Source organism: Verrucosispora sp. NA02020 (assembly GCF_013364215.1).
GTDB lineage: Bacteria > Actinomycetota > Actinomycetes > Mycobacteriales > Micromonosporaceae > Micromonospora.
In genome coordinates this window covers 1,808,866-1,832,977 of record NZ_CP054923.1, presented here as the reverse complement: position 1 = coordinate 1,832,977, position 24,112 = coordinate 1,808,866, and the positions used below count along the sequence as shown (strand labels likewise).

Here is a 24,112-nt window from a genome sequence, read left to right as displayed (position 1 = left end):
AAGACAATCAAGGTGTACGTCAGAACGCTACCGGAGGCAGTCTGGTCTGCGCCCCGCGACGCCGCCATAGTCGCCCGCCCCACCCGGCCGGGCCGAAGGTCCCGAGGTAGGAGCGGCCCGTCCGGCCCCGCGTATCCGCCCCACCGCAGGTCCCCTCCCGGGTGGCGTGCCAGACTAGCCGGAGATCCGAACGCGAGGAAGGACCGACAGTGGCGGGAAGCGAGCCGGTAACGTCGCCAGACCAGCACAAGCCCGGGCACCGCAAGGCCGGGCGGATCGGCGCGGTCCTCACCGCGTTCGCGATGCTGGCCATGCTCTGCGGCAACCACGAGGGCAGGGTCGAGGACCTCTGGCTGATCGGGGTCGCCGCGCTCCTGCTGCTCATCGTGATCGGCGACTCGGTGCTGCGGCGCAACGGCCTGCGCTCCTGAGCCGACCGGAGACACGACGTACGACGAGGGCCCGTCCCCCAGGGGGCGGGCCCTCGTCGTGCCGCCAGGCAGGGCGGCTCTCGTCGTGGTGTCTCAGCGGCCGAAGAGGATGTCCTGCACGTTCTTCAGCGCGGAGTCGACCTCGGCCTCGAAGTAGCCGCCCTGCACCAGCCCGAACCGAAGCGTGTCCAGGTCCTTCGGGTTGACCGGCATCGGGTTCCGGCCGGCCATCCCACCGAGCAGGGTGTCGAAGAACCGGTCCACCTGGTCGGGGTCGTACCCGCTGCCGAAGCGACGCACCTGGAAGCTGCGCCTGATCTCGTCCACCCGGTAGAGGTCGCTGCCGGGCGGCCCGGCCATCGGCGGGCCGGTCATGGCCGGCGGGGCACCCAGGGAGGGCACGCCCATCGACGGGCCGCCGATCGCCTGCTGCGGCAGGCCGGGTGGGCCTCCCTGCGGGCCACGACGCGGCTCGCGGTCCGGCATTCGGATCTCCGCGGTCATGTCGGCCCGACCGTGGCGTCCCGCCTCGAAGCCGTCGAACCGCTGCTCGTCCGGCGGACCGTAGCCGCCCCGACCCTCCGGTGGGCCGTATCTGCCCCGACCTTCCGGCGGACCGTATCCGCCCGGACCGTCCGGCGGACCGTAGTCCGGTGCGCCGTACCCACCGGGGCCGTCCTGCGAACCGTACCCACCTGGGCCGTCCGGCGGACCGTATCCGCCGGGACCGTCAGGTGAGCCGTACCCACCCGGGCCGTCCTGCGGGCCGTACCCGCCGCGCCCCTCGGGCGGACCGTACCCGCCGGAACCGGCGGGCAGGCCGCGCGGCGGCGGGCCGCCGTGACCCATCTGTCCGCCGGGCGGTCCCATCGGGCCACCGGGGCCCATCGGACCGCCACCACGCGGCCCGTCGTACCCGCCGCGCGGGGAGTCGTACCCGCCGGCGAAGGCACCGGTCGGTTCGTCGTAGCGGCCGGCCTGTGCGGGCATCGACCGGGGCGGCATCGGCGGCACCGGGGCCATGCCCCGCTCGTCGCGCATCGGCGGGCCCATCCGGTCCGGCGGACCCATGCGGTCGGGCGGGCCCATCCGGTCCGGCGGCGCCATCCGGTCCGACGAGCCCATCCCGGAGTCGCTGCCCCGGACGCCACCCGTACCGCCGCGCTCCTCCAACTCGGCCAGCTGCCGCTCGACCCGGTCGAGGTGCAGGTCGACCTGCCACTCGTCGTAGCCGTTGAAGCGGACCCGGAAGACGACGTCGTGGACCTCCTGCGAGAGCACCGGGGCACCGACGGGCTGACCCGCGAGAGTCGCCTCGACCCGGTCCAGGAAAGTGTCCACCTCGTCAACCTTGTAGCCCCGGCGGAGCGCCTTACGCCGGAAACGCTGACCCTGACTCGCCACTATGTCTCCTGGTCTCGTTCGCCACGCCCGGTCACGCTGACATCTCCCCGGCCGGGCCGGTGCCCCTGTCCTCAGCGGCGGCCAACTGCCCACATGCCCCGTCGATCTCGCGACCTCGGGTGTCCCGCACCGTGGTGGACACCCCGGCGTCGCGCAACCGCCGGACGAACTCCCGCTCGACCGGCTTCGGGCTGGCGTCCCAGCGGCTGCCCGGAGTCGGGTTGAGCGGAATCAGGTTCACGTGGGCCAGCTTGCCGGCCAGCAGCCGCCCGAGCAGATCCGCCCGCCACGGCTGGTCGTTCACGTCCTTGATCATCGCGTATTCGATCGACACGCGACGCCCTGTCCGGGCCGCGTAGGCCCAGGCCGCCGCCAGCACCTCGGAAACCTTCCAGCGCTGGTTGACCGGCACGAGTTCGTCGCGCAGCTCATCATCGGGCGCATGCAGCGACAACGCAAGAGTCACCGACAGGTCTTCGCTGGCCAGCCGGTTGATGGCCGGCACCAGGCCGACGGTGGAGACGGTGATGTGGCGCTGCGACAGACCGAGGCCCTCGGGGGCCGGCGCGACCAACCGACGGATCGCCGCGATCACCCGGTTGTAGTTCGCCAGCGGCTCCCCCATGCCCATGAAGACCACGTGCGAGAGTCTCGGCGGTGACCCGGCGACGGCGCCGGAGGCGGCCACCCCGGCCAGGTACACCGCCTGGTCGACGATCTCGGCGGTGGACAGGTTGCGGGTCAGCCCGGCCTGGCCGGTGGCGCAGAACGGGCAGGCCATGCCGCATCCGGCCTGGCTGGAGATGCAGACGGTGACCCGGTCCGGGTAGCCCATCAGCACGCTCTCCACCAGCGAGCCGTCGTGCAGCCGCCAGAGCGCCTTTCGGGTCGCCCCGTCGTCGCAGGCCATCTCGCGTATCGGGTTGAGCAGCCGGGGCAGCAGCCGGTCGGCGAGCCGGTCACGGGACGCCGCCGGCAGGTCGGTCATCAGCGCCGGGTCCCGCACCAGGCGGCCGAAGTAGTGGGTGGAGATCTGGCGGGCCCGGAAGGCCGGCTCCCCCAGCTCCGTCACCAACTCCTTGCGACCGTTCAGGTCGAGGTCGGCGAGGTGTTGCGGGGGCATCGCCGCCCGGCGCGCGCCGGGCGCGTCCGGGTCGACCGGGATCAGGGGCAGACTCGTCATGGCACGTCCAGTCTGGCACGCCCGCCGAGGAACGCACCCGTCCGGAGGGAGCAGAGACGCTCCCACCCCCTGCGCGACCCGGGCACCCCGGCGTGGTCCATGCCTCAGTTCACCGCCGGCACGAAGACGACGAGCAGCAGGTACGCGGTCGGCACCGCGAACAGCACCGAGTCGAGCCGGTCCATCAGCCCGCCGTGCCCGGGCAGCAGGTTGCTCATGTCCTTCACGCCCAGATCGCGCTTGATCATGGACTCGGCAAGGTCACCGAGGACCGCCGCCGCCGAGATCGCCATCCCGAACACCGCACCCCACCAGGGGGCCACGTCGAACAGCAACCAGAGCAGCACGGCGCTGCCCAGCGCTGCCGCGCCCATCGAGCCGACCAGCCCCTCCCAGGACTTCTTCGGGCTGATCGTCGGCGCCATCGGGTGCTTGCCGAAGTTGGCGCCGGCCGCGTAGCCGCCGGTGTCGGAGAGCACCACCGCGACCAGGGTGACCAGCACCCGCAGCGGGCCGTCCCCGGGCGAGGCGGCGAGCAGCGCGGCGAAGCCGCCGAGGAAGGGCACGTACACCGCGATGAGGGTGGCCGCGGTCATGTCCCGCCGGAGGCCGGCGACACCGTCCCCGAGCCGCCAGACCAGGGTGCCCGCGAGGGTGACCAGCAGGCCGAGCAGGAGCGCGTCCAGGCCGGCGAACCAGGCCAGGGTGACGGTGAGCACGCCACCGGCGATCATCGGGATCAACGGGACCCGGGCGCCGCCACGGCGTACCGCCCGGGACATCTCCCAGATGCCCACGCCGTAGGCCGCCGCGATCAGCAACAGGAACGCCGGGGTGTACAGGAACAGCGGCAGCAGGGTGGCAGCGCCGAGGCTGGCCCCGACGGCGATGGCGGCCGGCAGGTTCCGGCCGGCACGGCTCGGCGTCTGCGGAGTGGCCGGGCGACCGGCACCGGCCCGCCGTCGGCCCCGGTGGCGTCGGGACTGCGCCGGATCCGCGTCGGGTTCCGGCGTGTCCTCGGCGGGCACGGGGGCGAGCAGGGTGGTCGGCGCGTCGTCGTGGTCCGGACCGTCGTCGGAGGGCACCGGGGCGAACTGCGCCGTCGGCGCGTCCTCGTGCGCCAGGTCGCGACGCCCGTTCTCCTCGGGTCGCCGAGGGCCACCGTCGGGGAGGTCACGCGGGCGGTTCCGGTCGTCGTACGGACCGGCCGATTCGTCGTACCGCCCGGGGACGTCCCGGTCGTCGAACGGCTCGGGTCGGGAGGCGAAGCCGGTCCCGGCCGGTTCGTCCCGGTCGTCGACGGGTCGGGCGTACGGGTTGTCGGCCGGCGGGCGCGGGCGGGTACGCGGCTCGGCGGAGAGCTCAGCGCCGGGGCGCGGGCCGCGCGACCACGGGCCGGGTTCGACGTCCGGGTCGGGCCAGGGCAACGAGGTCGGCCGATCCGGGCGGTCCCAGCCGCGGGCCTCGGCGCCACCGTAGGGGTCGAGGTGGGACATCACGCACCGGACGACAGCGGTACGAGATCCACCACTTGACGCACAGCCACTACCATCCCCTACCCGCGCGAGGCGCTCCGTCTGATTCGCCGGCCGGTAGGCCGGCTGATCTCCACCGTTCACCCCCGGGTCGCCGGGAATCGTGCCGAGCCTACTGCACCCGGAGCTTCCGCAGGACGCACCAGTACCCACCGTCCACCTCGTCGATCATGAGCCTGCCGTACCGGCCGGAGGGCCGGATGTCGGCACTTCATGATCGACGAGGTGGGGCGTACGAGCCGGGAGCCGCTGCGGATCAGACCTCCAGCAACTCGGCTTCCTTGTGCTTGACCAACTCGTCGACGTGCGCCACGTAGCGCTGGGTCACGTCGTCCAGTTCCTTCTCCGCCCGGCGACCGTCGTCCTCGCCGACCTCGCCGTCCTTGACGAGCCGGTCCAGCTCTTCCTTGCCCTTGCGACGGATGTTGCGGATGGCGATCTTCGCCTCCTCGCCCTTGTTCCGGGCGACCTTGATCATGTCGCGACGGCGCTCCTCGGTCATCTGCGGGAGGAGGATGCGCAGCTGGTTGCCCTCGTTGTTCGGGTTCACCCCGAGGTCCGAGTCGCGGATCGCCTTCTCCATGGCGTTGATCTGCGAGTTGTCGTACGGCTTGATGATGGCCATACGCGGCTCGGGGACGCCCACGGACGCCATCTGGGTCAGCGGCGTGGGGCTGCCGTAGTAGTCGATGATGATCTTGGAGAACATGGCCGGAGTGGCGCGACCGGTGCGGATGGCACCGAACTCCTCCTTGGCGTGCTCGACCGCACGCTCCATCTTCTCCTCGGCCTCGAGGAGGGTGTCGTCGATCACCGCTCTCCTCGCCTCCTTCTTGTGCTCGTCGTGGGCTTGTCGGGTCACCGGGACGGACCGCCGAGGTCACCGTCGACGGTCAGCTCAGGTGGTGATCAGCGTGCCGATCTTGTCGCCGCCCACCGCACGGACGATGGTGTCGTCACCCTGCGCGCCGAAGACCAGCATTGGTAGTCCGTTCTCCATGCAGAGGCTGAAGGCGGCCGCGTCGGCGACCCGCAGGTTGCGGCGCAGCACCTCGGAGAAGGTGATCGAGTCGAACTTGCTGGCGGTCGGGTCGATCCGGGGGTCGGCGCTGTAGACGCCGTCCACACCGTTCTTGCTCATCAGCACCACGTCCGCGTGGATCTCCAGCGCGCGCTGGGCGGCCGTCGTGTCGGTGGAGAAGTACGGCATACCCGCACCGGCACCGAAGATGACCACGCGGCCCTTCTCCAGGTGCCGGATCGCCCGCAGCGGAATGTACGGCTCGGCCACCTGGGCCATCGTGATCGCGCTCTGCACGCGGGTCTCGATGCCCTCCTTCTCCAGGAAGTCCTGCAGGGCGAGGCAGTTCATCACGGTGCCGAGCATGCCCATGTAGTCGGCCCGGGCCCGGTCCATGCCCCGCTTCTGCAACTCCGCGCCCCGGAAGAAGTTGCCGCCGCCGACCACCACCGAGACCTGCACACCGCGACGGACCACGGTGGCGATCTGCCGGGCGATGGCCTGGACGACGTCCGGGTCCACACCGATCTCGCCGCCGCCGAACACCTCGCCGGAGAGCTTCAGCACCACCCGGCGGGCCCGTCCGGGCGGCGGCGCCAACGGGTCGTCCACCGCCAGCGTCGGGTCACTCACAACCTGCGTCATCCGCCCGTCCTTCCCCCACTGCCGCGCCCGGGTGCGCACATCTGCCGTTGCCGACCTTATGGGACGAGGAGACCGCGGTGTGTGTCGCGTACACCGGCGGCCTCCTCGTCGTGTCGTTGCCCAGCCCGGGCGCGTACGCCCGGCCGGAGGTCAGGACTGGCCGACCTCGAACCGCACGAAGCGGGTGACCTCGATGCCGGCCTCGGCCAGCACCTGCTTCACCGACTTCTTGTTGTCGGTGACCGACGACTGCTCCAGCAGCACGAAGTCCTTGAAGAAGGAGTTGACCCGGCCCTCGACGATCTTCGGCAGAGCGGCCTCGGGCTTGTTCTCCTCGCGGGCGGTCTGCTCGGCGATCCGCCGCTCGGACTCGACGATCTCCGCCGGCACCTCGTCCCGGGTGAGGTACTTCGGACGCATCGCGGCGATCTGCATGGCCGCGCCACGGGCGTCGGCGTCGCCGGCCTCGTCGGCCTTGCCGGCGTACTGCACCAGCACGCCCACCGCCGGGGGCAGGTCCTGGGCCTTGCGGTGCAGGTAGACCGCGACCGTGCCGTCCAGCTTGGCGAAGCGGTTCAGCACCAGCTTCTCGCCGATCTTGGCGGACTGCTCCTGGACCAGGTCGGCGACCGGACGGCCGTCGAGCTCGCTGGCCAGCAGTTCCTCGGCGTTGCTCGCGCCGGAGCGCTCACCGTGCTCGACCAACTGCTGGGCGAGCGCGATGAAGGCGTCGTTCTTGGCGACGAAGTCGGTCTCGCAGTTCAGCTCCAGCAGGGCCCGGCCGGAGTGGGCGACGAGGCCGTTCGCGGCCGTCCGCCCGGCCCGCTTGCCGACGTCCTTGGCGCCCTTGACGCGCAGGATCTCGACGGCCTTGTCGAAGTCGCCCTCGGCCTCGGTCAGGGCCTTCTTGCTGTCCATCATGCCGGCGCCGGTCAGGTCGCGGAGCTTCTTGACGTCCGCCGCGGTGATCTGGGACATGGCTCTCTCTTCGGTGTTGGGACTGCGGGTGAAATGGACTGAGGTGACGATTACCCGGTTCCGAGAGGTTCGTGCCCGGTCTGCCCGCCGCCGGCCACCGTCGTCAGGGACGGACGGTGGCCGGACGGCGGTGCGGTCACTGACCGGCGACGGCGGCCGGCTGCTCGGCGGGCTGCTGCGCCTCGGTGGCCTGCTCCGGCTCGGCGGCCGGCTGAGCCTCGGCGGCCTGCTGCGGCTCGGTCGCCGGCTGCGCGTCGTCGGCCTTCTTCGGCTCCTCGAGCAGCTCGCGCTCCCACTCGGCCAGCGGCTCGTCGGTGGCCACGCCGGCCTCCGGCTTCTCGTCGCCACCCCGGCGACGGCCGGAGCGGGTGATCAGACCGTCGGCGACGGCCGCGGCGACGACCCTGGTCAGCAGCTCGGCCGAGCGGATCGCGTCGTCGTTGCCCGGGATCGGGAAGTCGACCTCGTCCGGGTCGCAGTTGGTGTCGAGCACGGCGATCACCGGGATGCCCAGCTTGCGGGCCTCGTCGACGGCGATGTGCTCCTTCTTGGTGTCGACCACCCAGACCGCAGCCGGGAGCTTCTGCATGTCCCGCAGACCACCCAGGGTGCGGGTCAGCTTGATCTTCTCGCGGGAGAGCTGCAGGGTCTCCTTCTTGGTGTAACCGGCGGCGGTGCCGCTGAGGTCACCGAGGGCCTCCAGCTCCTTCATCCGCTGCAGCCGCTTGTACACCGTCTGGAAGTTGGTCAGCATGCCACCAAGCCAGCGGTGGTTGACGTACGGCTGACCGACCCGCGTCGCCTGCTCGGCGATCGCCTCCTGGGCCTGCTTCTTGGTGCCGACGAAGAGGATGCTGCCACCCTCGGCCACCGTGTTGCGCACGAACTCGTACGCCTTCTCGATGTAGTCGAGAGTCTGACGGAGGTCGATGATGTAGATGCCGTTACGCTCGGTGAAGATGAAGCGCTTCATCTTCGGGTTCCAGCGCCGGGTCTGGTGCCCGAAGTGAACACCGCTCTCCAGCAGCTGACGCATGGTCACGACGGCCATGGTTTGTACTCCTTGCGGTCCCTGGTTGTCTCGCCCGACCGGCGGTCGGGCGTCCTGGCGCCCGGTCGCCGGCCATGACGGGCCCGAAGGATCGGGACCAGGGAGGCCGTCGCCCCACGACGATTCGTGGAGAGGGCACGCGAGGTCGACCGCGCGAGGCGGTCGCCAGTCGCCCAGTGTACGCGCCCTCCCCACCCCGCCACGCCCGGGTGTAAGGAAGGGCCCCCTACTAACGCCTCCGGTATAGGAAGGGCCCCTCCTAACGCACCGGAAGACGCCGCCGCACCCCCCGGAAGACGCCGCCGCACCCCCGGGCAGACGCCGCCGCCGGTGGTTCAGCCGGCGGCCAGCGCGGCGGTGAGGAAGAGCGCCAGGCCGACGGTCAGGTACGCGGTGGGCGGGCGAAGCCAGCCTCGTGCCCCGTCGGTCAGCGAGAAGCCGCTGGTCCGCAGCCCGTACAGGCCGGCGGCGAAGATCGGCAGGCCGATCATCAGGAACGTGCCGGTCAGCACGTCGGCTGCGGAGACCGGATCCGCGGTGACGCCGTGCAGCAGCACCAGCAGCGCGGGCACCTCGAAGATCGCGACCAGCACGGCGAACAGCACCGCGAGCACCGGACGACGCGACCGGTAGACACCGTCACCGGCCGGAACCCCCGGCTGCGTCGCCAGCGCCTGGTAGCCGGCAGTGGCCGCGTCGACCGGGTACGCGGACCCCGTCCCGCCGGCCGGGAAGCCGGTACCCGCAGCGCCGACCTGCACGCCGGCACCCACGGCGCCGGCCTGGTGTACAGCACTCGTGCCGGCCTGGTGTGCGCCCACGCCGGCCGCCGGGTGCTCGGTGTCGCTTGCCGGATAGGGATGCTCGGCGCCCGCCAGGTCCGTCCGGGGTGCCACGGGCGGCATCGCCCCGGTCGGCATCTCCAACGGGTTCGCCGTCTCCACCGACCGCTTGGCCTCGACGATCGGGTACCCGCCCAGCGGGGCCGGCCGGATCGGGTCGGTCACCGGCAACGCTCCGCCGGAGGTCGGCGTCGCCTCCCGGGCGGCCCGGCGACCGGGACGGTCGGACGGCAGTTCACCGGAGATCTCCGGGTCGCCGGAAGCGTCCGGTCGCCGGAAGCGCGACGCCCGGTAGCGCTCCGTCTCTGCCGGGGCGTCACCGAGCGGATCCGGGGTGCCGAAGCGTCGCGGTGTGCCGTACCGGTCGTCGTCGTCCACCCGCTGCTCGGGAACGGCCAGGGGGTCGTCGTCGCGGTACCGCGCCTCCGAGGTACTGCGCCAGTCCGGTTCACCGTAGCCACGGTCCCGTTCACCCGGATACCAGGGCGACTCCTGGTCATCGGAAAAGCTGCGTCGTCCGTCCACGTCGGCACCGTATGCGACCGGCCGGACGTACGCCATTCCGATCCCGCGCCTGGCCACAGGCCATGCGCCAATTCGACCAGGTACGCAGAGTAACGGCCGGATTCGTGGATTAGCGCACGCCTAGCACACGAAAGGCATGATCGTCTGGTCGTCCACAGCCCTCGCGGTTGTCCACAGGTCGCCTCGACGGGGTCGCCTCGGCACGGCGTACGGGCGCAGGGTGCCGGCATGACCAAGCGGAACCAGGCGGTCGGCGGCTACGGGGAGCGGTGCGCCGTCCGCCACCTGATCGAGACGGGCCTAAGGCCGGTGGAGCGGAACTGGCGCTGCCCCTCCGGAGAGATCGACATCATCGCCTGGGACGGGCCGGTGCTCGCCTTCTGCGAGGTGAAGACGCGTCGCACCACACGCTTCGGCACGCCCGCCGAGGCGGTGGTGGCGCGCAAGGCACGCCGCCTGCGCCGGCTCGCCGCCGCCTGGCTCGCGAGCACCGGCACCACCGCCGACGAGATCCGCTTCGACGTCCTCTCGGTCCTGCTGCCCGCAGCCGGCCGGGCCCGCGTCGAACACCTCAAGGGCGCCTTCTGATGCCCCGCCACGGCAGACGCGGTGCGACGTCGTCGCCGACCGGTGGTGGGGTTCACCCGACCGGCCCCCAGGTGCGTCCGACCGGCCGTGCGGTACCGCGACCGACCGCCGGTCAGGTACGCCCACCGGACGGGTTCGTGGTGCCACGCCAGTGCCCGGTGGGTCGGCGATGAGCTACGCCCGGGTGCTCTGCGTCGGCCTGGTCGGAGTGGAGGGGCACCTGGTGGAGGTGGAGGCGGACCTCGCGCCGGGCCTGCCCGGAGTGGTCATCTCCGGTCTGCCCGACACGGCGCTGCACGAGGCACGCGACCGGGTCCGCGCGGCGGTGGTGAACTCCGGCCAGCGGTGGCCTAACCGACGGATCACCCTCAACCTGCTGCCGGCCACGCTGCCCAAGTTCGGTTCGGCGTTCGACCTGGCGATCGCGGTGGCACTGCTCGGCGGTTCGGGCGAACTGCCGCTGCTGCCGCTGGACGGCGTGGCGATCCTCGGCGAGCTGGGTCTCGACGGCGCGGTGCGCCCGGTCCGGGGCGTCCTGCCGATGGTGGCCGCGGCGGCCCGGGCCGGCGTCGACCGGGTGATCGTGCCGGCGGGCAACGCGGCCGAGGCCGCCGTGGTGCCCGGCCTGCGGGTGCGGGGCGTGGACAGCCTGCACCGGCTGGTCTGCTTCGTCCGCGACGGCCGACCACTGATCGAGCCGCCGGTCGACGACGCACCGGAGGTGATCACCGGCCCGGACCTCGCCGACGTCGCCGGGCAGGGGCTCGGCCGGCGGGCTTTGGAGGTCGCCGCCGCCGGTGGACACCACCTGGCGTTGATCGGGCCACCCGGCGCCGGCAAGACCATGCTGGCCGAACGCCTGCCGTCGATCCTGCCGACGCTGGACGACGGTGCCGCGCTGGAGGTGACCGCGCTGCACTCGGTCGCGGGTCTGCTACCGGCCGGCGGCCGACTGATCCGCCGGCCGCCGTTCCAGGCCCCGCATCACACCGCCACCGTGCCCTCCATCGTCGGGGGCGGCGCGGGACTCGCCCGGCCGGGTGCGATCTCCCTCGCGCACCGTGGAGTGCTCTTCCTCGACGAGGCGCCGGAGTTCAGCAAGCCGGCGTTGGAGGCGCTGCGCCAGCCGTTGGAGCACGGTCGGGTGCTGCTGACCCGCAGTCGGGGCGGTGCCGAGTACCCGGCCCGGGCCCAACTGGTGCTGGCCGCCAATCCGTGCCCGTGTGCGAACCCGGCGGGCGACGACCGGTGCGAGTGCGCCCCCGCCGCTCGTCGCCGCTACCTCGCCCGGCTCTCCGGTCCGCTGCTCGACCGGATCGACCTCCAGGTCCGCCTGCCACCGATGCGGGCGGCCGAGCTGATGGAACCCGCCGCGCACGAGTCCTCGGCGGTGGTGGCCGCGCGGGTCGACGCCGCACGGCAGGCAGCGGCCGAACGGTGGACGGCGCTGGGGCGCCGGCTCAACTCCGAGATACCCGGGCCGAACCTGCGCCGGGCACCGTGGCGGCTGCCCGACCCGGTCACCGCCGACCTGCGGACCCGTCTGGACTCCGGGTCGCTGTCCGCTCGCGGCTTCGACCGGGTCATCCGGCTCGCCTGGACGATCGCCGACCTGGACGGGCGGGCCCAGCCGGACAAGAAGGACATCGCCGAGGCCATCACACTGAGGACGGGAGAGGGTACGTGAGCACGCACGAGGAGTCGCGGCTGGCACGGGTGGCGCTGACCTGGCTGGCCGAGCCGGGCACCCGTTCGGTGTACGGGCTGGTCGACGAGATCGGGCCGGTGGCCGCACTGGAGTTGCTGCTGGACGGCGGGGCACCGCAGGAGGACCTGCGCGACGGTGTGGCCGCGCGGACCCGGGTCGGTGATCCCCGGGCGGTCGCCGCCGAGGCACTGCGCCGCACCGACCGGCTCGGTGCCCGCCTCGTCACGCCCGACGACGACGAGTGGCCGATGACCGTCGAGCAGTTGCGGCACCTCCGACTGGAACTGCCCGGCAAGCAACGTCGGGTCGACATCGAGACGGCGCCGCCGCTCTGCTTCTGGGTACGCGGCGCGTGGCGGTTGGACGAGACGCTGGACCGGTCGGTGGCGGTGGTGGGGGCGCGGGCGGCCACGGCGTACGGCCTGCACGTCGCCACGGACATCGCCTACGGGTTGGCCGACCGGGAGTGGACGGTCGTCTCCGGCGGTGCGTTCGGCATCGACGCCGCCGCGCACCGTGGTGCCCTGAACGCCGGTGGGTCGACCGTCGCGGTGCTCGCGTGCGGGGTGGACCGGCCGTACCCGCTGGGCAACACCGCGTTGTTCGACCGGATCGCCGAGACCGGCCTGCTGGTCAGCGAGTGGCCACCGGGCGCCGAGCCCTTGCGTCCTCGCTTCCTCATCCGTAACCGGGTCATCGCGGCGGCCACCAGAGGCACCGTGCTGGTGGAGGCGGCGGCGCGCAGCGGTGCGACCCAGACCACCCGACGCGCGCTCGCCCTGAACAGGCCCGCGATGGTGGTGCCCGGTCCGGTCACCTCCGCGATGTCGGTCGGCGCGCACGAGATCCTGCGGGAACAACCGGCGGCACGGCTGGTGACCGGGTTGGCGCAGGTGTTGGAGGAGGTGGGTCCGATCGGTGAGCTGGCGCCGGTGCCGCGCGGTCCGGAACGCCCCGCCGACCTGCTCGACGACGACGCGAGGTCGATCCTGGAATCGCTGCCCCGACGCGGCACCGTCGGGGTGGACGACCTCGCCGCGAGGGCCGGCCTGGCCGTCCGCACGGTGCTGCGCACCCTGCCGATGCTGGAGGAACTGTCCCTCGTGGTGCGGCGCAGGGACGGGTTCGCCCTGGCCGACCCAGCTGGTCGCGGGTGACGCCAGCCCGCCGTAGGCTGGCAGCCGTGCGGGGTACGGGTGGACAGGGCCGGGACGTCCGCGGCACCCGGGCGGTGCACGCGGCGCTGCCGGGGCCGTTGCGCGACGCGGTGGACGACTTCGCCCGCCACCTCGCCTCGGTCCGCAACCGGTCGACGCACACGGTCAGGGCCTACGTCGCGGATCTGGTGTCCCTGATGGAGCACGCCCGACGGATGGGCTGCACCCAGGTCGCCGAGTTGACCCTCGACACGGTACGCAGCTGGCTTGCCCGGCAACGCACGACGGGCACGGCCCGCACCTCGATGGCCCGGCGTGCGGCAGCGGCGCGGACCTTCAGTGCCTGGGCGCACCGGGAGGGGCTGTTGCCCACCGACGTGGCCGCCACCCTGGCCAGTCCTCGCCCACGACGGACCCTGCCCACGGTGCTCCGCGCCGACCAGGCCGCCCAACTCGTGGAGGCCCCGACCCGCGTCACCACGCCGAACACCAGCACCGCCGCCGACACAGGCACCGCGTCCAACACAGGCACCGCCGCCAAGACAGGCACCGCCACTGGCACCGCCCCGAACGCAGGCACCGTTACCGGCACCGCCCCGAACGCAGGCGCCGCCGCCAACACGGGCACCGCGTCGGACACCGCCGCCGCCCCGGACACCGCCGCCGCGCCGAACACAGAGAGCGCGCCGGGCACAGGCATCGTGCCGGGGGCCGCCGGCACCGACCGGACGGGCCGGGGAGACAGCGCCCTCGATGGTCCGGGCGAACCGGACCGGGACGCCGAGGCGGTACGGCTGCGGGACCGGGTGCTGCTCGAACTGCTCTACGGCACAGGGGTACGGGTCAGCGAGGCGTGCGGGCTCGACGTGGCCGACGTCGACCACGGCCGACGCGTGATCCGGGTCCACGGCAAGGGTGGGCGGGAACGGACCGTGCCGTACGGGCTGCCCGCCCAGCGGGCCCTCGACGACTGGCTGCGGCGCGGACGGACCGTGCTGGCGGTCCCGGGATCCCGCGACGCGCTCCTGCTCGGCGCCCGCGGCGGTCGGCTGAACCCGACGACCGCCCGCCGGATCGTCGCCGGGTACGCCGAGGCCGCCGACCTGCCCCGGACGAGCCCGCACGCGCTGCGCCACTCCGCCGCCACCCACCTGCTGGAAGGTGGTGCGGACCTGCGAGCGGTGCAGGAGTTGCTGGGACACTCGTCGCTGGCCAGCACCCAGGTCTACACCCATGTCTCGGTGGAGCGGCTGCGCGCCGCGTACCGGCAGGCACATCCCCGCGCCTGAGCGGAGCAGGCCGGGCGACGCCGATCAGCGGTTACGATCATCGGGTGAGCGTCCCGCCGCCGCCCGAGCCGATCGCGGGCGCCCGTCTGCTCTTCTCCCTCGATCCGGCGACCAGTCACCTCAACCACGGTTCGTTCGGGGCGGTGCCGATCGTCGCGCAGCGGGCCCAGCAGCGGTTGCGCGACGAGATGGAGTCGGACCCGCTGCGCTTCTTCGTGCAGGGGCTGACCGACCGGATCGCCCACACCCGCCGCCACCTGGCCACCTTCCTCGGCGCGGACCCGGACGGCACCGCCCTGATCCCGAACGCCACCACCGGTGTGGCGGTGGTGCTCCAGTCGCTCGGGCTGCGCGAGGGCGACGAGGTGGTCACCACCGACCACGGCTACGGGGCGGTCACGCTGTCGGTGCAGCGGGAGTGCCGCCGGACCGGGGTGACCCACCGCGTGTTGCGGGTCCCGTTGACCGCCACCGACGAGGAGATCCTGCAGGTCGTCCGGTCCGGGCTGCGTCCGGGGCGTACCCGGCTGCTGGTGGTGGACCAGGTCACCTCGGCCACGGCCCGACTGTTCCCGGTCGCAGCGATCGTCGGGCTCGCCCGGGAGCAGGGCGTACCCGTGCTGGTCGACGCCGCGCACGCGCCGGGCATGCTGGCCGCGTCGGTGCAGGGCATCGGCGCCGACTTCTGGGTCGGCAACCTGCACAAGTGGGGGTACGCGCCGCGCGGCACCGCGGTGCTCGTGGTGTCACCGGCCTGGCGGGACCGGATCGAGCCGCTGGTGGTCTCCTGGGAGCAGGAGTCCGGCTTCCCGGGCCGGTTGGAGTGGCAGGGGACGGCGGACTACACCGCGTGGCTCAGTGCACCCGCCGGGCTGTACGCACTGCGCAGCCTCGGTGTGGACCGGGTACGCGCGCACAACGCCGCACTGGCCGCGTACGGGCAACGGGTGGTCGGGGACGCGCTCGCGGTGCCGCCCGCCGGACTGCTCGACCCCGGCGGACCGACCGTCGCCATGCGGATCGTCCCGTTGCCGGCGGGCCTCGCCACGAACCTCGACGCGGCGCGGGCGTTGCAGGCCCGGATCGCCGAGCGGCTCGCCACCCAGGTAGCGGTCATGACCTTCGGCGGACGGGGATTGTTGCGGCTCTGCGGGCAGGTGTACAACTCGCCGGACGAGTACGAGCGGCTCGCCGTCCGGCTGCCCACGCTGCTCGCCCAACGCTGACCGCATCGGGCCGCGAGGTCGCGGCGGGTGGTTCCGGATCGAGCGGCAGCAGGCGGGATCGCCCGAGACCGAGCAGGGCCAGCGGATCGAGATAGTCGTCCCCCCGACGCAGGCCCCAGTGCAGGCACGCCGCCTCCGGGCAGCCGGCGTGCCCCGGCAGCAGGGTGCCCAGCGCGGTTCCCGCCGCCACCGACGTGCCGACCGTGACGTCCGGCGAGACCGGCTCGTAGGTGGTGCGCAGGCCGTCCGGGTGCACCACCGAGATGACCGGACGGCCGGCGACCATGCCGGCGAACAGGACCGTGCCGGTGCCGGCGGCCCGGATCGTCGCACCGGCCGGGGCGAGCAGGTCGACCCCGCGATGGCCGGGCAGCCACGGTCGGGGCGGCGGATCGAAGCGACGCACCGGATGCGGCCGACCGTCGACCGGCCACCTGAACCGTGCGGCCTCCGCCGGCCGTTCCGGAGCAGCCGGCACCGGTGCGACCGTGAGCGGCGCAGCCGGAAGCAGCGCAGCCGAGAGCAGCTCAGCCGGAAGCGGCGCGACGGGAGGCAGGGCAGCCACCTGCGCCGCCCGCACCGCAGAGCCGCGCGGCCTGGCCGCGACCGCCGGCGACGCCAGGAGCGACAGCAGCGCGACGCACCCGGCGAGCAGAACGGCCGGGACCGTCCGCCTGCCACCGCTGGGGGCCGCCGAGCGCGGACGAGTCGCACCGGCGGGCCGTACGACGAGACTCCGGCAGGCGAGAAGACACACAGTGGCGGTCGATGGCGCGCGGACGGCAAGAAATGGCACAACCTCGCCATCCCGAGCCGATCCGCCCCCGCCCGAAACAGACACCATCGAGCCGGCCCAGTCGGACACAGGCCGCGCAGACACAGGCCGCGCAGACACAGGCCGCGCAGACACAGGCCGCGTAGACACAGGCCGCGTCGAAGCGGGAGGAACAAATCTGATCAACGACCGGAGGGACATGCCGCGATCCTGACCGGATGGACCGCTACCCGCCGCCCCACACTCGTCGCCTGTGGACAGCGGAGCCTCTTGTGGACAGGCCGCGCCGGAGAAGCTGATCTGCTATGGCCCGGCCTGCGGCGGCGCCGGGCGTCGACAGACGACCTAGGCTCGACCTGGTGACGCGTGATTGGTACGCCTGGCACGACCAGTACGCCGACCCGGCCTCACCGCTGTCCCGGCGGCTGGCGGAGGTGCGTACCCGCGTCGGCGCGGCGCTGGACGAGGCACGGCCCGGACGCCTTCGGGCGGTCAGTCTCTGCGCCGGTCAGGGACGCGACGTGATCCCGGTGCTGGCGGCGCACCCGCGCGGCGCCGACGTGACGGCCCGGTTGGTGGAACTCGATCCGCGCAACGTCGAGGTGGCGCGGGCGGCGGTGGCGCGGGCCGGGCTGTCCGGGGTCGAGGTGGTGCGGGGTGACGCGGCACGCACCGACGCGTACGCGGGGATGGTCCCGGCCGACCTGGTGCTGGCCTGCGGCGTCTTCGGCAACATCACCGAGTCGGACGTCCGGTCCAACTCCCCGACCGCTGCCGAGCGGGGTGACGATGTTCGAGTTCACCGGGCGGCCGACCGGGGACGTCGACCGCTGACCGGACACGGTGGACGGATCGCGGCGGTGGGGGCCACCGGCGATGCCCGTCCGGGCGGCGACGGACGGATCAGCCGCCGAAGCCGGAGTCGGCGGGGAGGGAGATGTCCGGCTTCTCCAGCTCCTCGACGTTGACGTCCTTGAACGTCATGACGCGGACGTTCTTCACGAACCGGGCCGGACGATACATGTCCCACACCCACGCGTCGTGCATCTCGACCTCGAAGTAGACCTCGCCGTCGGAGTTACGCACGTGCAGGTCGACCTGGTTCGCCAGGTAGAACCGGCGCTCGGTCTCCACCACGTAGGAGAACTGACGGACGATGTCGCGGTACTCCCGGTAGAGCTGGAGCTCCATCTCGGTCTCGTACTTCTCGAGATCTTCCGCGCTCATCGCACTCCGCCTTCCATGACCACATCTTCCCCCACCGACGCCGGAGGCTGAGGCTGCTCGCCCAACGCCACGCCGACGGTACCCCCTACGGCGGCTGAGCGCTCCATCGGCTCGTCCGGGCTTGCACCCATCGGTCGCCGGGAGCGTGGCGGCCGACCGTCCCGCCCCGAGACGGCGGCCACGTTGACATACGAGAACCGGTGCTGGAGGCACGGCCCACGGTCGCGCAACGCCGCGCTGTGCTCCGCGGTGACGTACCCCTTGTGCTCGGCGAATCCGTAGCCGGGATGCACCGCGTCCAGCTCCACCATGATCCGGTCCCGGGTGACCTTGGCGAGCACGCTCGCCGCCGCCACGCAGGCGGCCACCCGGTCGCCCTTCCACACGGCCAGCCCGGGCACACCCAGCCCGTCCACGCCGAACCCGTCGGTCAGCACGTACTCCGGGCGTACCGTCAGCGAGGCCAGCGCCCGACGCATGGCGGCCAGGTTGCACACGTGCAGCCCCCGGGCGTCGACCTCCTCGGCCGGGACGACCACCACCGCGTACGCCAGGGCACGCGCGACGACCTCGTCGTACACCCGCTCCCGACTGGCCGCGGTGAGCAGCTTGGAGTCGGCCAGTCCGTCGATCTCGCCGCGTCGCCCCTCGGGCAGGATCGCGGCGGCGGCCACCAGCGGCCCGGCGCAGGCTCCCCGACCGGCCTCGTCGGCACCGGCGACGTGCCGGAAGCCCCGTCGTTGCAGGGCGCGTTCCAGCGCGTAGAGACCGGCGTCGCGGCGCACCACGGTGCGGGGCGGGGTCAGCATGGCGCACCCGAGGTCCGGGGCGAGCCGGGGGCGAGCACCCGGGCCAGCAGCTGCGGCAGGTCCTGCGGGTAGTACCGCTCGTCGGTGTCGGCCAACTCCGCCGCCGACCACCACCGGTGGCCGTCCACGCTGCCCCGCTCGATCTCGTTGAAGCCCGCGGAGTCGACCTCGTGCGCCGCCACCCGCACGAGGAAGAACTGCTGCTCCTGCCGATACCACACCCCGTCGAAGGGGAACTCGATCAGATCAGCGTGCACCGGCTCGCCGATCTCGGCCACGGACAGCCGCAATCCGGTCTCCTCGGCCAGCTCACGGGCGGCACCCTCGGCGTACGTCTCCCCGGGGTCGAGCCCACCGCCGGCGGTGAACCACCAGCGTCCGTGCTCCGGTCGGGCCGGATCGACGCCACGGAAGAGCAGCAACCTGCCCTCCGCGTCGACCAGGAGCACGCGGGCAGCGCGCCTCGGGGTATAGACCGTCACGGCAATAGCCTGCCAGACCCCGCCGACAACTCCCACGCCACCCGTTGCCGGGCACCCGGGGTCAGGGTTGCGGGATCGACTCGAACTGCTCGGGCACGGTCAGCAGGGTGGCCCGATCGACCGGCCAGAAGATCGTGAAGGCCCGACCCACCACGTCCTGCTCGGGGATGGTGGCCGTGTCGATGTTCTGCCCGGACTGCTGGTAGTGCTCCAGCGAGTCGCCGGAGGCGGACCGGTGGTCGCCCATCACCCAGAGCCGGCCCGGCGGCACCTGGACGTCGAACTCCTGGTCCGCCGGCTTGTCGCGCCGTCCGTCGAAGGAGAAGATGTACGGCTCGTCCAGCGGCGTGCCGTTGATCGTCAGCCGGTCCTGGTCGTCGCAGCAGACGATCCGGTCGCCGCCGACGCCGATCACGCGCTTGATGAAGTCCTCCCCCGCCGGGTTGCCACTCCACTCGACCGGCGCCTTGAAGACGATGACCTCGCCCCGGTGCGGTGACCGGAAGTTGTACACCAGCTTGTTGACCAGCACCCGATCGTCGATCTTGAGAGTGTTCTCCATCGACGGCGAGGGGATGAAGAAGGTCTGCAGTACGAAGGCACGCACCAGTACCGCGACCACGATCGCCACCCCCAGAAGGATGGGCAGTTCCTTCCAGAACGAATGGCGCGACTTGTCGGTCTGCTCGTCAATCACGGAAGGAGCCTACGTTGCCGGGTCGAGGACCACCGTCCGGAACGCGCGAGAACGGTCAGCGTGGCCGCGATGGGGAGGATCAGGACGACGTCTCCCACCGGTGCGGGTCGGACCGGCGGCGCGGCGCCGTCGGCACCGGCGGCCGGAGCGACACCGGCGAACGTCTCCGGGATCGGCAGCGAGTGCCAGCGGTTCGACGGCCAGACCACCGCGAACGCCCGCCCCACCACGTTGTCGATCGGCACCGGGCCCTGGCAGCGCGCGTCCTGCGAGACCAGGCGGTGGTCACCCAGCACGAATATCTGCCCCGGTGGTACGACGATCTCCTCGAACCGCCGGGAGCGGCACTCCTCCGGGTTCGGCGGCAGGTCCAGCGGCGAGTCCCGCAGCACGTACGCCGACTCGTCCAGCGGGGTGCCGTTGACGAGTACCCGACCCTGGTCGTCGCAGCAGCTCACCCGGTCGCCGGGTAGCCCGATGACGCGCTTGATGAAGTCCTTCTCGCCGGGTCGGCCGTCGCCGACCAGGTCACCGATGGTGCGGCCGAGCTTGTCGGCGAAGCTGGTGGGCGGCTGCGGGTCGACCTGCGGCACCCACTGCTCGGTGCCACGGAAGACGACCACCTCGCCGCGTTCCGGGTCGCGCATGGTGTAGACGACCTTGTTGACCAGCACCCGGTCGTTGACCAGCAGCGTGTCCTCCATCGACCCGGAGGGGATGAAGAACGCCTGGAGCAGGAAGGTGCGGATCAGCACCGCGAGGCAGAACGCGACGACGAGCAGCAGCGGCAGCTCCTGCCAGAGTGGCATCTGCGGTTTGCTGCGCCGGGTGCGTCGTCGCCACGGATCGACCGCGCCGCTGTCGTCAAGCGCCTGTACCACGCCCACTCCCCGGTCCGCAGAAACGACTACCGCCCGGAAGTCTCATCGAGACCTCCCGGGCGGCAGTGGGGTTCATCCGCCTGTCCGGCGGATCACCGGCCCGCTGCGCCCGTACCGACCAGGGTAGTGCGGTCTGGCCGGTACGGCATACGCGCAGTTCGGGCGGCGTGGCGTAGCGCGATGTCAGCTGGGCTGCTTCTCGCGCAGCTCCTTGATCTTGGCCTTCTTGCCCCGCAGCTCGCGCAGGTAGTAGAGCTTGGCGCGGCGGACGTCACCACGGGTCACGACCTCGATCCGGTCGATCGCCGGGCTGTTGACCGGGTAGGTCCGCTCGACACCCACACCGAAGCTGAGCTTGCGGACGGTGAACGTCTCGCGCAGCCCGTCGCCCTGGCGGCGGATGACGACGCCCTGGAAGATCTGGACCCGGGACCGGTTGCCCTCGACGACTCGGGCGTGCACCTTGACGGTGTCACCGCCACGGAAGTCGGGCAGGTCGGTGCGCTTCGACTGGGCGTCAAGGGCGTCCAGGATGTTCATCGTGTAGTCCTCGTGAGGCTCACGGCGCACCGTCACTCGGCGCGCGGATGGGTGATACTGATCTCCGGTGGTGGCCGGCCGGAACCGACCCCGGTCGGGGATCCTCGCAGCCGTTCACGGCGTGGGCGACTGCGGCAACCCCCCTACTTTGCCACATCCGCCCCGGGCACCTGAAATCCGGCCCGGTCCAGCGCCGCGACGTCCCGCTTGTCGAGGCTGCTCGGGTCGATCGCGGCGAGCATGTCCGGACGACGCCGACCGGTCCGTGTCAGCGCCTCGTCCCGACGCCACCGGGCGATCCGGCCGTGGTCGCCGGAGCGGAGGACCGCTGGCACCTCCAGATCGCGCCAGGTCGCCGGCTTGGTGTACATCGGCGCCTCCAGCAACCCGTGCGCGTGCGACTCGTCGTCGAGCGAGCCGGCGTTGCCGAGGACGCCGGGCAGCAGGCGGGTCACCGCCTCCAGGATCACCAGCACCGCGACCTCGCCGCCGAAGAGCACGTAGTCGCCGAGGCTGACCTCGGTCACCGGCATCCGGGTCGCGGCGTGGTCGAGCACCCGCTGGTCGATGCCCTCGTACCGGCCGCAGGCGAACAGCAGGCGCGGCTCGGCGGCCAGTTCGTGCGCCAGCGCCTGGGTGAACGGCACACCGGCCGGGGAGGGCACCAGGAGGCGGGGCGGGGCTGCCTCCGGTGGGGCCAGCGCGTCCAGGGCCGCGCCCCACGGCTCGGGCCGCATCACCATGCCGGGACCGCCGCCGTACGGGGTGTCGTCGACGGTGCGGTGCACGTCGTGCGTCCAGGTCCGCAGGTCGTGTACGGCCAGCCGGAGCGTGCCGTGGGACCGGGCCCGGCCGACCAGGGACAGGTCCAGCGGGGCGAAGTACTCCGGGAAGATCGACACGATGTCGACGCGCATCAGGGGTACTCCCGGATCTACAGGTCGAGCAGGCCGCCGGGCGGGTCGACCACCACACGACCTCCGGCGAGATCGACCTCGGGGACGATCTCCTTGACGAACGGGATCAGCGCGGTGCCCCCCTCGGGGCGGCGCAGCACCAGCAGCTCGGAGGCGGGAGCGTGGTCGATCCGGGCCACCTCGCCGAGGTGCTCGCCGTCGGTGGTGACCACGGCCAGACCCACCAGTTGGTGGTCGAGGAACTCCTCCGGGTCCTCCGGCGGGGCGACGCCGGCGCTGTCCACCGCGATCAGGGTGCCGCGCAACACCTCCGCGACGTCGCGGTCCAGCACCCCTTCGAAGGCGACGAGCATCCGCCCCTGGTGCCAACGGGCCGACTCCACGGTCAGCTCGTCGGGCACCTCGAAGGGCACCCCGGGATCGGCAGGCGCAGCGCCTCGCCCGTTCGCGGCCTTCGCCCCCGCCATGGTGGTCAACACCATGCCGGGGGCGAACCGCGTCTCGGGCTCGTCCGTCCGCACCTCCACGGTGACCTCACCGCGGATGCCGTGCGGCTTGCCGATCCTGCCGACGATGAGCAGCATCAGTACGAGTCGACGATGTCGACGCGCACGCCGCGCCCACCGATGGAGCCGATCACCTGGCGCAGCGCCTTGGCGGTCCGGCCGGACCGCCCGATCACGGTGCCCAGGTCCTCGGGGTGCACGCGGACTTCGAGCCGCTTGCCCCGACGGGAGTCGACCATCCGGACGCGCACGTCATCGGGGTGGTCGACGATGCCCTTGACCAGGTGCTCCAACGCCGGCCGCAGCGCCATGTCAGGCCTGCTCGCCGGACTCGGCGGCGGCGGGCTCCTCGGCCTTCGGCGCGTCGGCCTTCGGGGCCTCGGCCTCGGCGGCCTTGGCGGCCTTCTTCGCCGGCTTGGCCGGCGTCTCGGCCAGGCCGGCGGCGGCCTTCGCCTCGGCCTCGTACGCCGCCTTACGGTCGGCCCGCTCGGCGGCGACCTTCAGCGGCGGCGGGGCCGGCAGGCCCTTGTACTTCTGCCAGTCACCGGTCAGCTCCAGCAGCCGCTGCACCGCCTCGCTCGGCTGGGCGCCGACGGACAGCCAGTACTGGACCCGCTCCGACTTGACCTCGATCACCGAAGGGTCTTCCTTCGGCTGGTAGATCCCGACGAACTCGATCGCCCTGCCGTCGCGCTTGGTGCGCGAGTCGGCGACGACGATGCGGTACTGCGGGTTGCGGATCTTGCCCATCCGCAGGAGCCGGATCTTTACGGCCACGGTTGTTTCGCTCCTGTTGCGATATCACCGGCCCGGTATGGGCGGTGTGCATGGGTGAACGCCGACCGGCACAGTGGGGTTGGGCCGGAGACCGCTCGGGTGGACTGGCGACGCGCCCGGGTTAGAGGGCGCCGGACACGCGCCGGATACCAGCCAGCCATTCTGCCAGATCGGTCCAGGATCCCTCACACCGGACCTGCCTCCGTCACCGACCATCATCCGAACGTGACCGGAAACACATCCGGCCGGCGGGGTCAGCGGACCGGCGGACGGTCCCATCCGGGCGGCAACTCCGGCGGGACGGTCCACTCCCGCGGCGGGACGAAGTCGCACCAGACGCCGTCGAACGGGAACTCGCCCGCCTCGGCGATCCGGATGGCCCGCTTGCCCTCGGCCCGGACCGCCGCCTCGTCCGACACCCAGTAGTGATCCGGGAAGGCGAGCCGCTCGGTGAACTCGTCCTCGTCCTTCCACTGCCAGCTCCGGTCGGGACGCACCACCACGTCGAGGTCCTGGTCCACGATGTCGACGCCGGCCAGGTCGCCGTCGTCCCAGCGGACCCCGGGCTCCTCCAGGTTGACGTACCAGTGGGCGAAGCACCCCTGCGCGTCCTGGAACCACCACACCGAGTGGGCGGCACCCGTCGGCAGGAACTTCAGCAGCGGCGGTCCCATCCACCGGCCGGTCGCCAGCCGGTACGTCGAGACGACCCACTCGGCGAACGGGACGCCCCGCATGCCCACGCCGGCCTCGGTCACCTCGCCGGCCACCGCCGTGTCCCGGGCCAGCCAGAGGAGCAGGCCCCGCTCATCGTCGCTGACCACGCGCATCGGGCGCACCCAACCGATCCGGCCTCGCCGGACGTTGCGGTGCACGATCAGGCGGCCCGGTGCGAACCTCACCGTGGTGTCCGGCGCC

The 24,112-nt window shown here is 72.4% G+C and carries 27 protein-coding genes; 7 read left to right on the top strand and 20 right to left on the bottom strand.

What is annotated here, in order from left to right:
- Positions 1–209 precede the first annotated feature (209 nt).
- Positions 210–431 carry a DUF2631 domain-containing protein gene (locus HUT12_RS08060; RefSeq protein WP_131052788.1) on the top strand — a complete coding sequence of 74 codons (222 nt, stop codon included), beginning with the start codon at positions 210–212 and terminating at the stop codon, positions 429–431.
- Between the two features lie 93 nt (positions 432–524).
- Here the strand turns inward: HUT12_RS08060 and HUT12_RS08055 are convergent, their stop codons facing one another.
- The 8 genes from HUT12_RS08055 to HUT12_RS08020 form a co-directional block, all read right to left on the bottom strand.
- A complete protein-coding gene (locus tag HUT12_RS08055; RefSeq protein ID WP_176092979.1) occupies positions 525–1,835 on the bottom strand; it encodes a DivIVA domain-containing protein in 1,311 nt (436 codons plus the stop codon).
- Between the two features lie 31 nt (positions 1,836–1,866).
- Positions 1,867–3,018 (bottom strand): 23S rRNA (adenine(2503)-C(2))-methyltransferase RlmN, encoded by a 1,152-nt coding sequence (rlmN, locus tag HUT12_RS08050; protein ID WP_131057527.1) that lies wholly within the window; start codon positions 3,016–3,018, stop codon positions 1,867–1,869.
- A gap of 104 nt (positions 3,019–3,122) precedes the next feature.
- Entirely contained in the window at positions 3,123–4,514 is a 1,392-nt protein-coding gene (locus tag HUT12_RS08045; RefSeq protein WP_176092978.1) for a phosphatidate cytidylyltransferase, read from the bottom strand.
- Positions 4,515–4,809: 295 nt separating this feature from the next.
- On the bottom strand, positions 4,810–5,367 hold the full coding sequence (gene frr, locus HUT12_RS08040) for a ribosome recycling factor (RefSeq protein WP_131057263.1): 558 nt from the start codon (positions 5,365–5,367) through the stop codon (positions 4,810–4,812).
- A gap of 84 nt (positions 5,368–5,451) precedes the next feature.
- The gene (gene pyrH, locus HUT12_RS08035) at positions 5,452–6,219 is read right to left on the bottom strand and encodes a UMP kinase (RefSeq protein WP_217705962.1); all 768 of its coding nucleotides are present in this window, start codon (positions 6,217–6,219) and stop codon (positions 5,452–5,454) included.
- 150 nt (positions 6,220–6,369) lie between these two features.
- Positions 6,370–7,197 (bottom strand): translation elongation factor Ts, encoded by an 828-nt coding sequence (gene tsf, locus HUT12_RS08030; RefSeq protein WP_176092977.1) that lies wholly within the window; start codon positions 7,195–7,197, stop codon positions 6,370–6,372.
- Between the two features lie 136 nt (positions 7,198–7,333).
- Positions 7,334–8,248 (bottom strand): 30S ribosomal protein S2, encoded by a 915-nt coding sequence (gene rpsB, locus HUT12_RS08025; protein WP_176092976.1) that lies wholly within the window; start codon positions 8,246–8,248, stop codon positions 7,334–7,336.
- Between the two features lie 335 nt (positions 8,249–8,583).
- Positions 8,584–9,651, bottom strand: a complete 1,068-nt coding sequence (locus tag HUT12_RS08020; protein ID WP_176092975.1) for a hypothetical protein — start codon at positions 9,649–9,651, stop codon at positions 8,584–8,586.
- A 192-nt stretch (positions 9,652–9,843) separates the two neighbouring features.
- On the opposite strand from HUT12_RS08020, the gene HUT12_RS08015 reads away from it, so the two are divergent.
- From HUT12_RS08015 to HUT12_RS07995, 5 genes are all read left to right on the top strand, one after another.
- Positions 9,844–10,203: a YraN family protein gene (locus HUT12_RS08015; RefSeq protein WP_131057206.1), complete on the top strand. Its 360-nt coding sequence runs from the start codon at positions 9,844–9,846 to the stop codon at positions 10,201–10,203.
- Between the two features lie 169 nt (positions 10,204–10,372).
- Positions 10,373–11,890: a YifB family Mg chelatase-like AAA ATPase gene (locus HUT12_RS08010; protein WP_176092974.1), complete on the top strand. Its 1,518-nt coding sequence runs from the start codon at positions 10,373–10,375 to the stop codon at positions 11,888–11,890.
- The gene (gene dprA / locus HUT12_RS08005) at positions 11,887–13,068 is read left to right on the top strand and encodes a DNA-processing protein DprA (protein WP_176092973.1); all 1,182 of its coding nucleotides are present in this window, start codon (positions 11,887–11,889) and stop codon (positions 13,066–13,068) included. Before HUT12_RS08010 ends, dprA begins: the two co-directional genes overlap by 4 nt.
- Before the next feature lie 26 nt (positions 13,069–13,094).
- A complete protein-coding gene (locus HUT12_RS08000; RefSeq protein ID WP_176092972.1) occupies positions 13,095–14,357 on the top strand; it encodes a tyrosine recombinase XerC in 1,263 nt (420 codons plus the stop codon).
- A gap of 44 nt (positions 14,358–14,401) precedes the next feature.
- A complete protein-coding gene (locus HUT12_RS07995) occupies positions 14,402–15,583 on the top strand; it encodes an aminotransferase class V-fold PLP-dependent enzyme (RefSeq protein WP_176092971.1) in 1,182 nt (393 codons plus the stop codon).
- Here the strand turns inward: HUT12_RS07995 and HUT12_RS07990 are convergent.
- A complete protein-coding gene (locus tag HUT12_RS07990; protein WP_176095688.1) occupies positions 15,471–16,205 on the bottom strand; it encodes a M23 family metallopeptidase in 735 nt (244 codons plus the stop codon). The two genes, HUT12_RS07995 and HUT12_RS07990, sit on opposite strands and share 113 nt — an antisense overlap.
- 512 nt (positions 16,206–16,717) lie before the next feature.
- Here HUT12_RS07990 and HUT12_RS07985 point away from each other — a divergent pair.
- Positions 16,718–17,326 (top strand): hypothetical protein, encoded by a 609-nt coding sequence (locus tag HUT12_RS07985; protein WP_254876747.1) that lies wholly within the window; start codon positions 16,718–16,720, stop codon positions 17,324–17,326.
- Here the strand turns inward: HUT12_RS07985 and HUT12_RS07980 are convergent.
- From HUT12_RS07980 to HUT12_RS07930, 11 genes are all read right to left on the bottom strand, one after another.
- Positions 17,262–17,585 (bottom strand): DUF2469 domain-containing protein, encoded by a 324-nt coding sequence (locus HUT12_RS07980; protein WP_007075222.1) that lies wholly within the window; start codon positions 17,583–17,585, stop codon positions 17,262–17,264. The two genes, HUT12_RS07985 and HUT12_RS07980, sit on opposite strands and share 65 nt — an antisense overlap.
- Entirely contained in the window at positions 17,582–18,394 is an 813-nt protein-coding gene (locus HUT12_RS07975; protein ID WP_176092970.1) for a ribonuclease HII, read from the bottom strand. Before HUT12_RS07975 ends, HUT12_RS07980 begins: the two co-directional genes overlap by 4 nt.
- Complete coding sequence (locus HUT12_RS07970; RefSeq protein ID WP_176092969.1) at positions 18,388–18,876, bottom strand: NUDIX hydrolase; 489 nt, start codon at positions 18,874–18,876, stop codon at positions 18,388–18,390. The genes HUT12_RS07975 and HUT12_RS07970 overlap by 7 nt, the downstream gene beginning before the upstream one ends.
- Before the next feature lie 61 nt (positions 18,877–18,937).
- Positions 18,938–19,573 carry a signal peptidase I gene (gene lepB, locus HUT12_RS07965; RefSeq protein WP_131052215.1) on the bottom strand — a complete coding sequence of 212 codons (636 nt, stop codon included), beginning with the start codon at positions 19,571–19,573 and terminating at the stop codon, positions 18,938–18,940.
- The gene (gene lepB, locus HUT12_RS07960) at positions 19,570–20,454 is read right to left on the bottom strand and encodes a signal peptidase I (protein WP_131052216.1); all 885 of its coding nucleotides are present in this window, start codon (positions 20,452–20,454) and stop codon (positions 19,570–19,572) included. The genes lepB (HUT12_RS07965) and lepB (HUT12_RS07960) overlap by 4 nt, the downstream gene beginning before the upstream one ends.
- Before the next feature lie 183 nt (positions 20,455–20,637).
- Positions 20,638–20,994 carry a 50S ribosomal protein L19 gene (gene rplS, locus HUT12_RS07955; RefSeq protein WP_131052231.1) on the bottom strand — a complete coding sequence of 119 codons (357 nt, stop codon included), beginning with the start codon at positions 20,992–20,994 and terminating at the stop codon, positions 20,638–20,640.
- A gap of 143 nt (positions 20,995–21,137) precedes the next feature.
- The gene (gene trmD, locus HUT12_RS07950; protein WP_176092968.1) at positions 21,138–21,911 is read right to left on the bottom strand and encodes a tRNA (guanosine(37)-N1)-methyltransferase TrmD; all 774 of its coding nucleotides are present in this window, start codon (positions 21,909–21,911) and stop codon (positions 21,138–21,140) included.
- 17 nt (positions 21,912–21,928) lie between these two features.
- Positions 21,929–22,492 carry a ribosome maturation factor RimM gene (gene rimM, locus HUT12_RS07945; protein ID WP_176095687.1) on the bottom strand — a complete coding sequence of 188 codons (564 nt, stop codon included), beginning with the start codon at positions 22,490–22,492 and terminating at the stop codon, positions 21,929–21,931.
- Positions 22,493–22,494: 2 nt separating this feature from the next.
- Positions 22,495–22,728, bottom strand: a complete 234-nt coding sequence (locus HUT12_RS07940) for an RNA-binding protein (protein ID WP_013732101.1) — start codon at positions 22,726–22,728, stop codon at positions 22,495–22,497.
- 1 nt (position 22,729) lies between these two features.
- Entirely contained in the window at positions 22,730–23,194 is a 465-nt protein-coding gene (gene rpsP / locus HUT12_RS07935) for a 30S ribosomal protein S16 (protein WP_131052219.1), read from the bottom strand.
- A 254-nt stretch (positions 23,195–23,448) separates the two neighbouring features.
- Entirely contained in the window at positions 23,449–24,096 is a 648-nt protein-coding gene (locus HUT12_RS07930) for a DUF402 domain-containing protein (RefSeq protein ID WP_176092967.1), read from the bottom strand.
- Between the last annotated feature and the right edge of the window lie 16 nt (positions 24,097–24,112).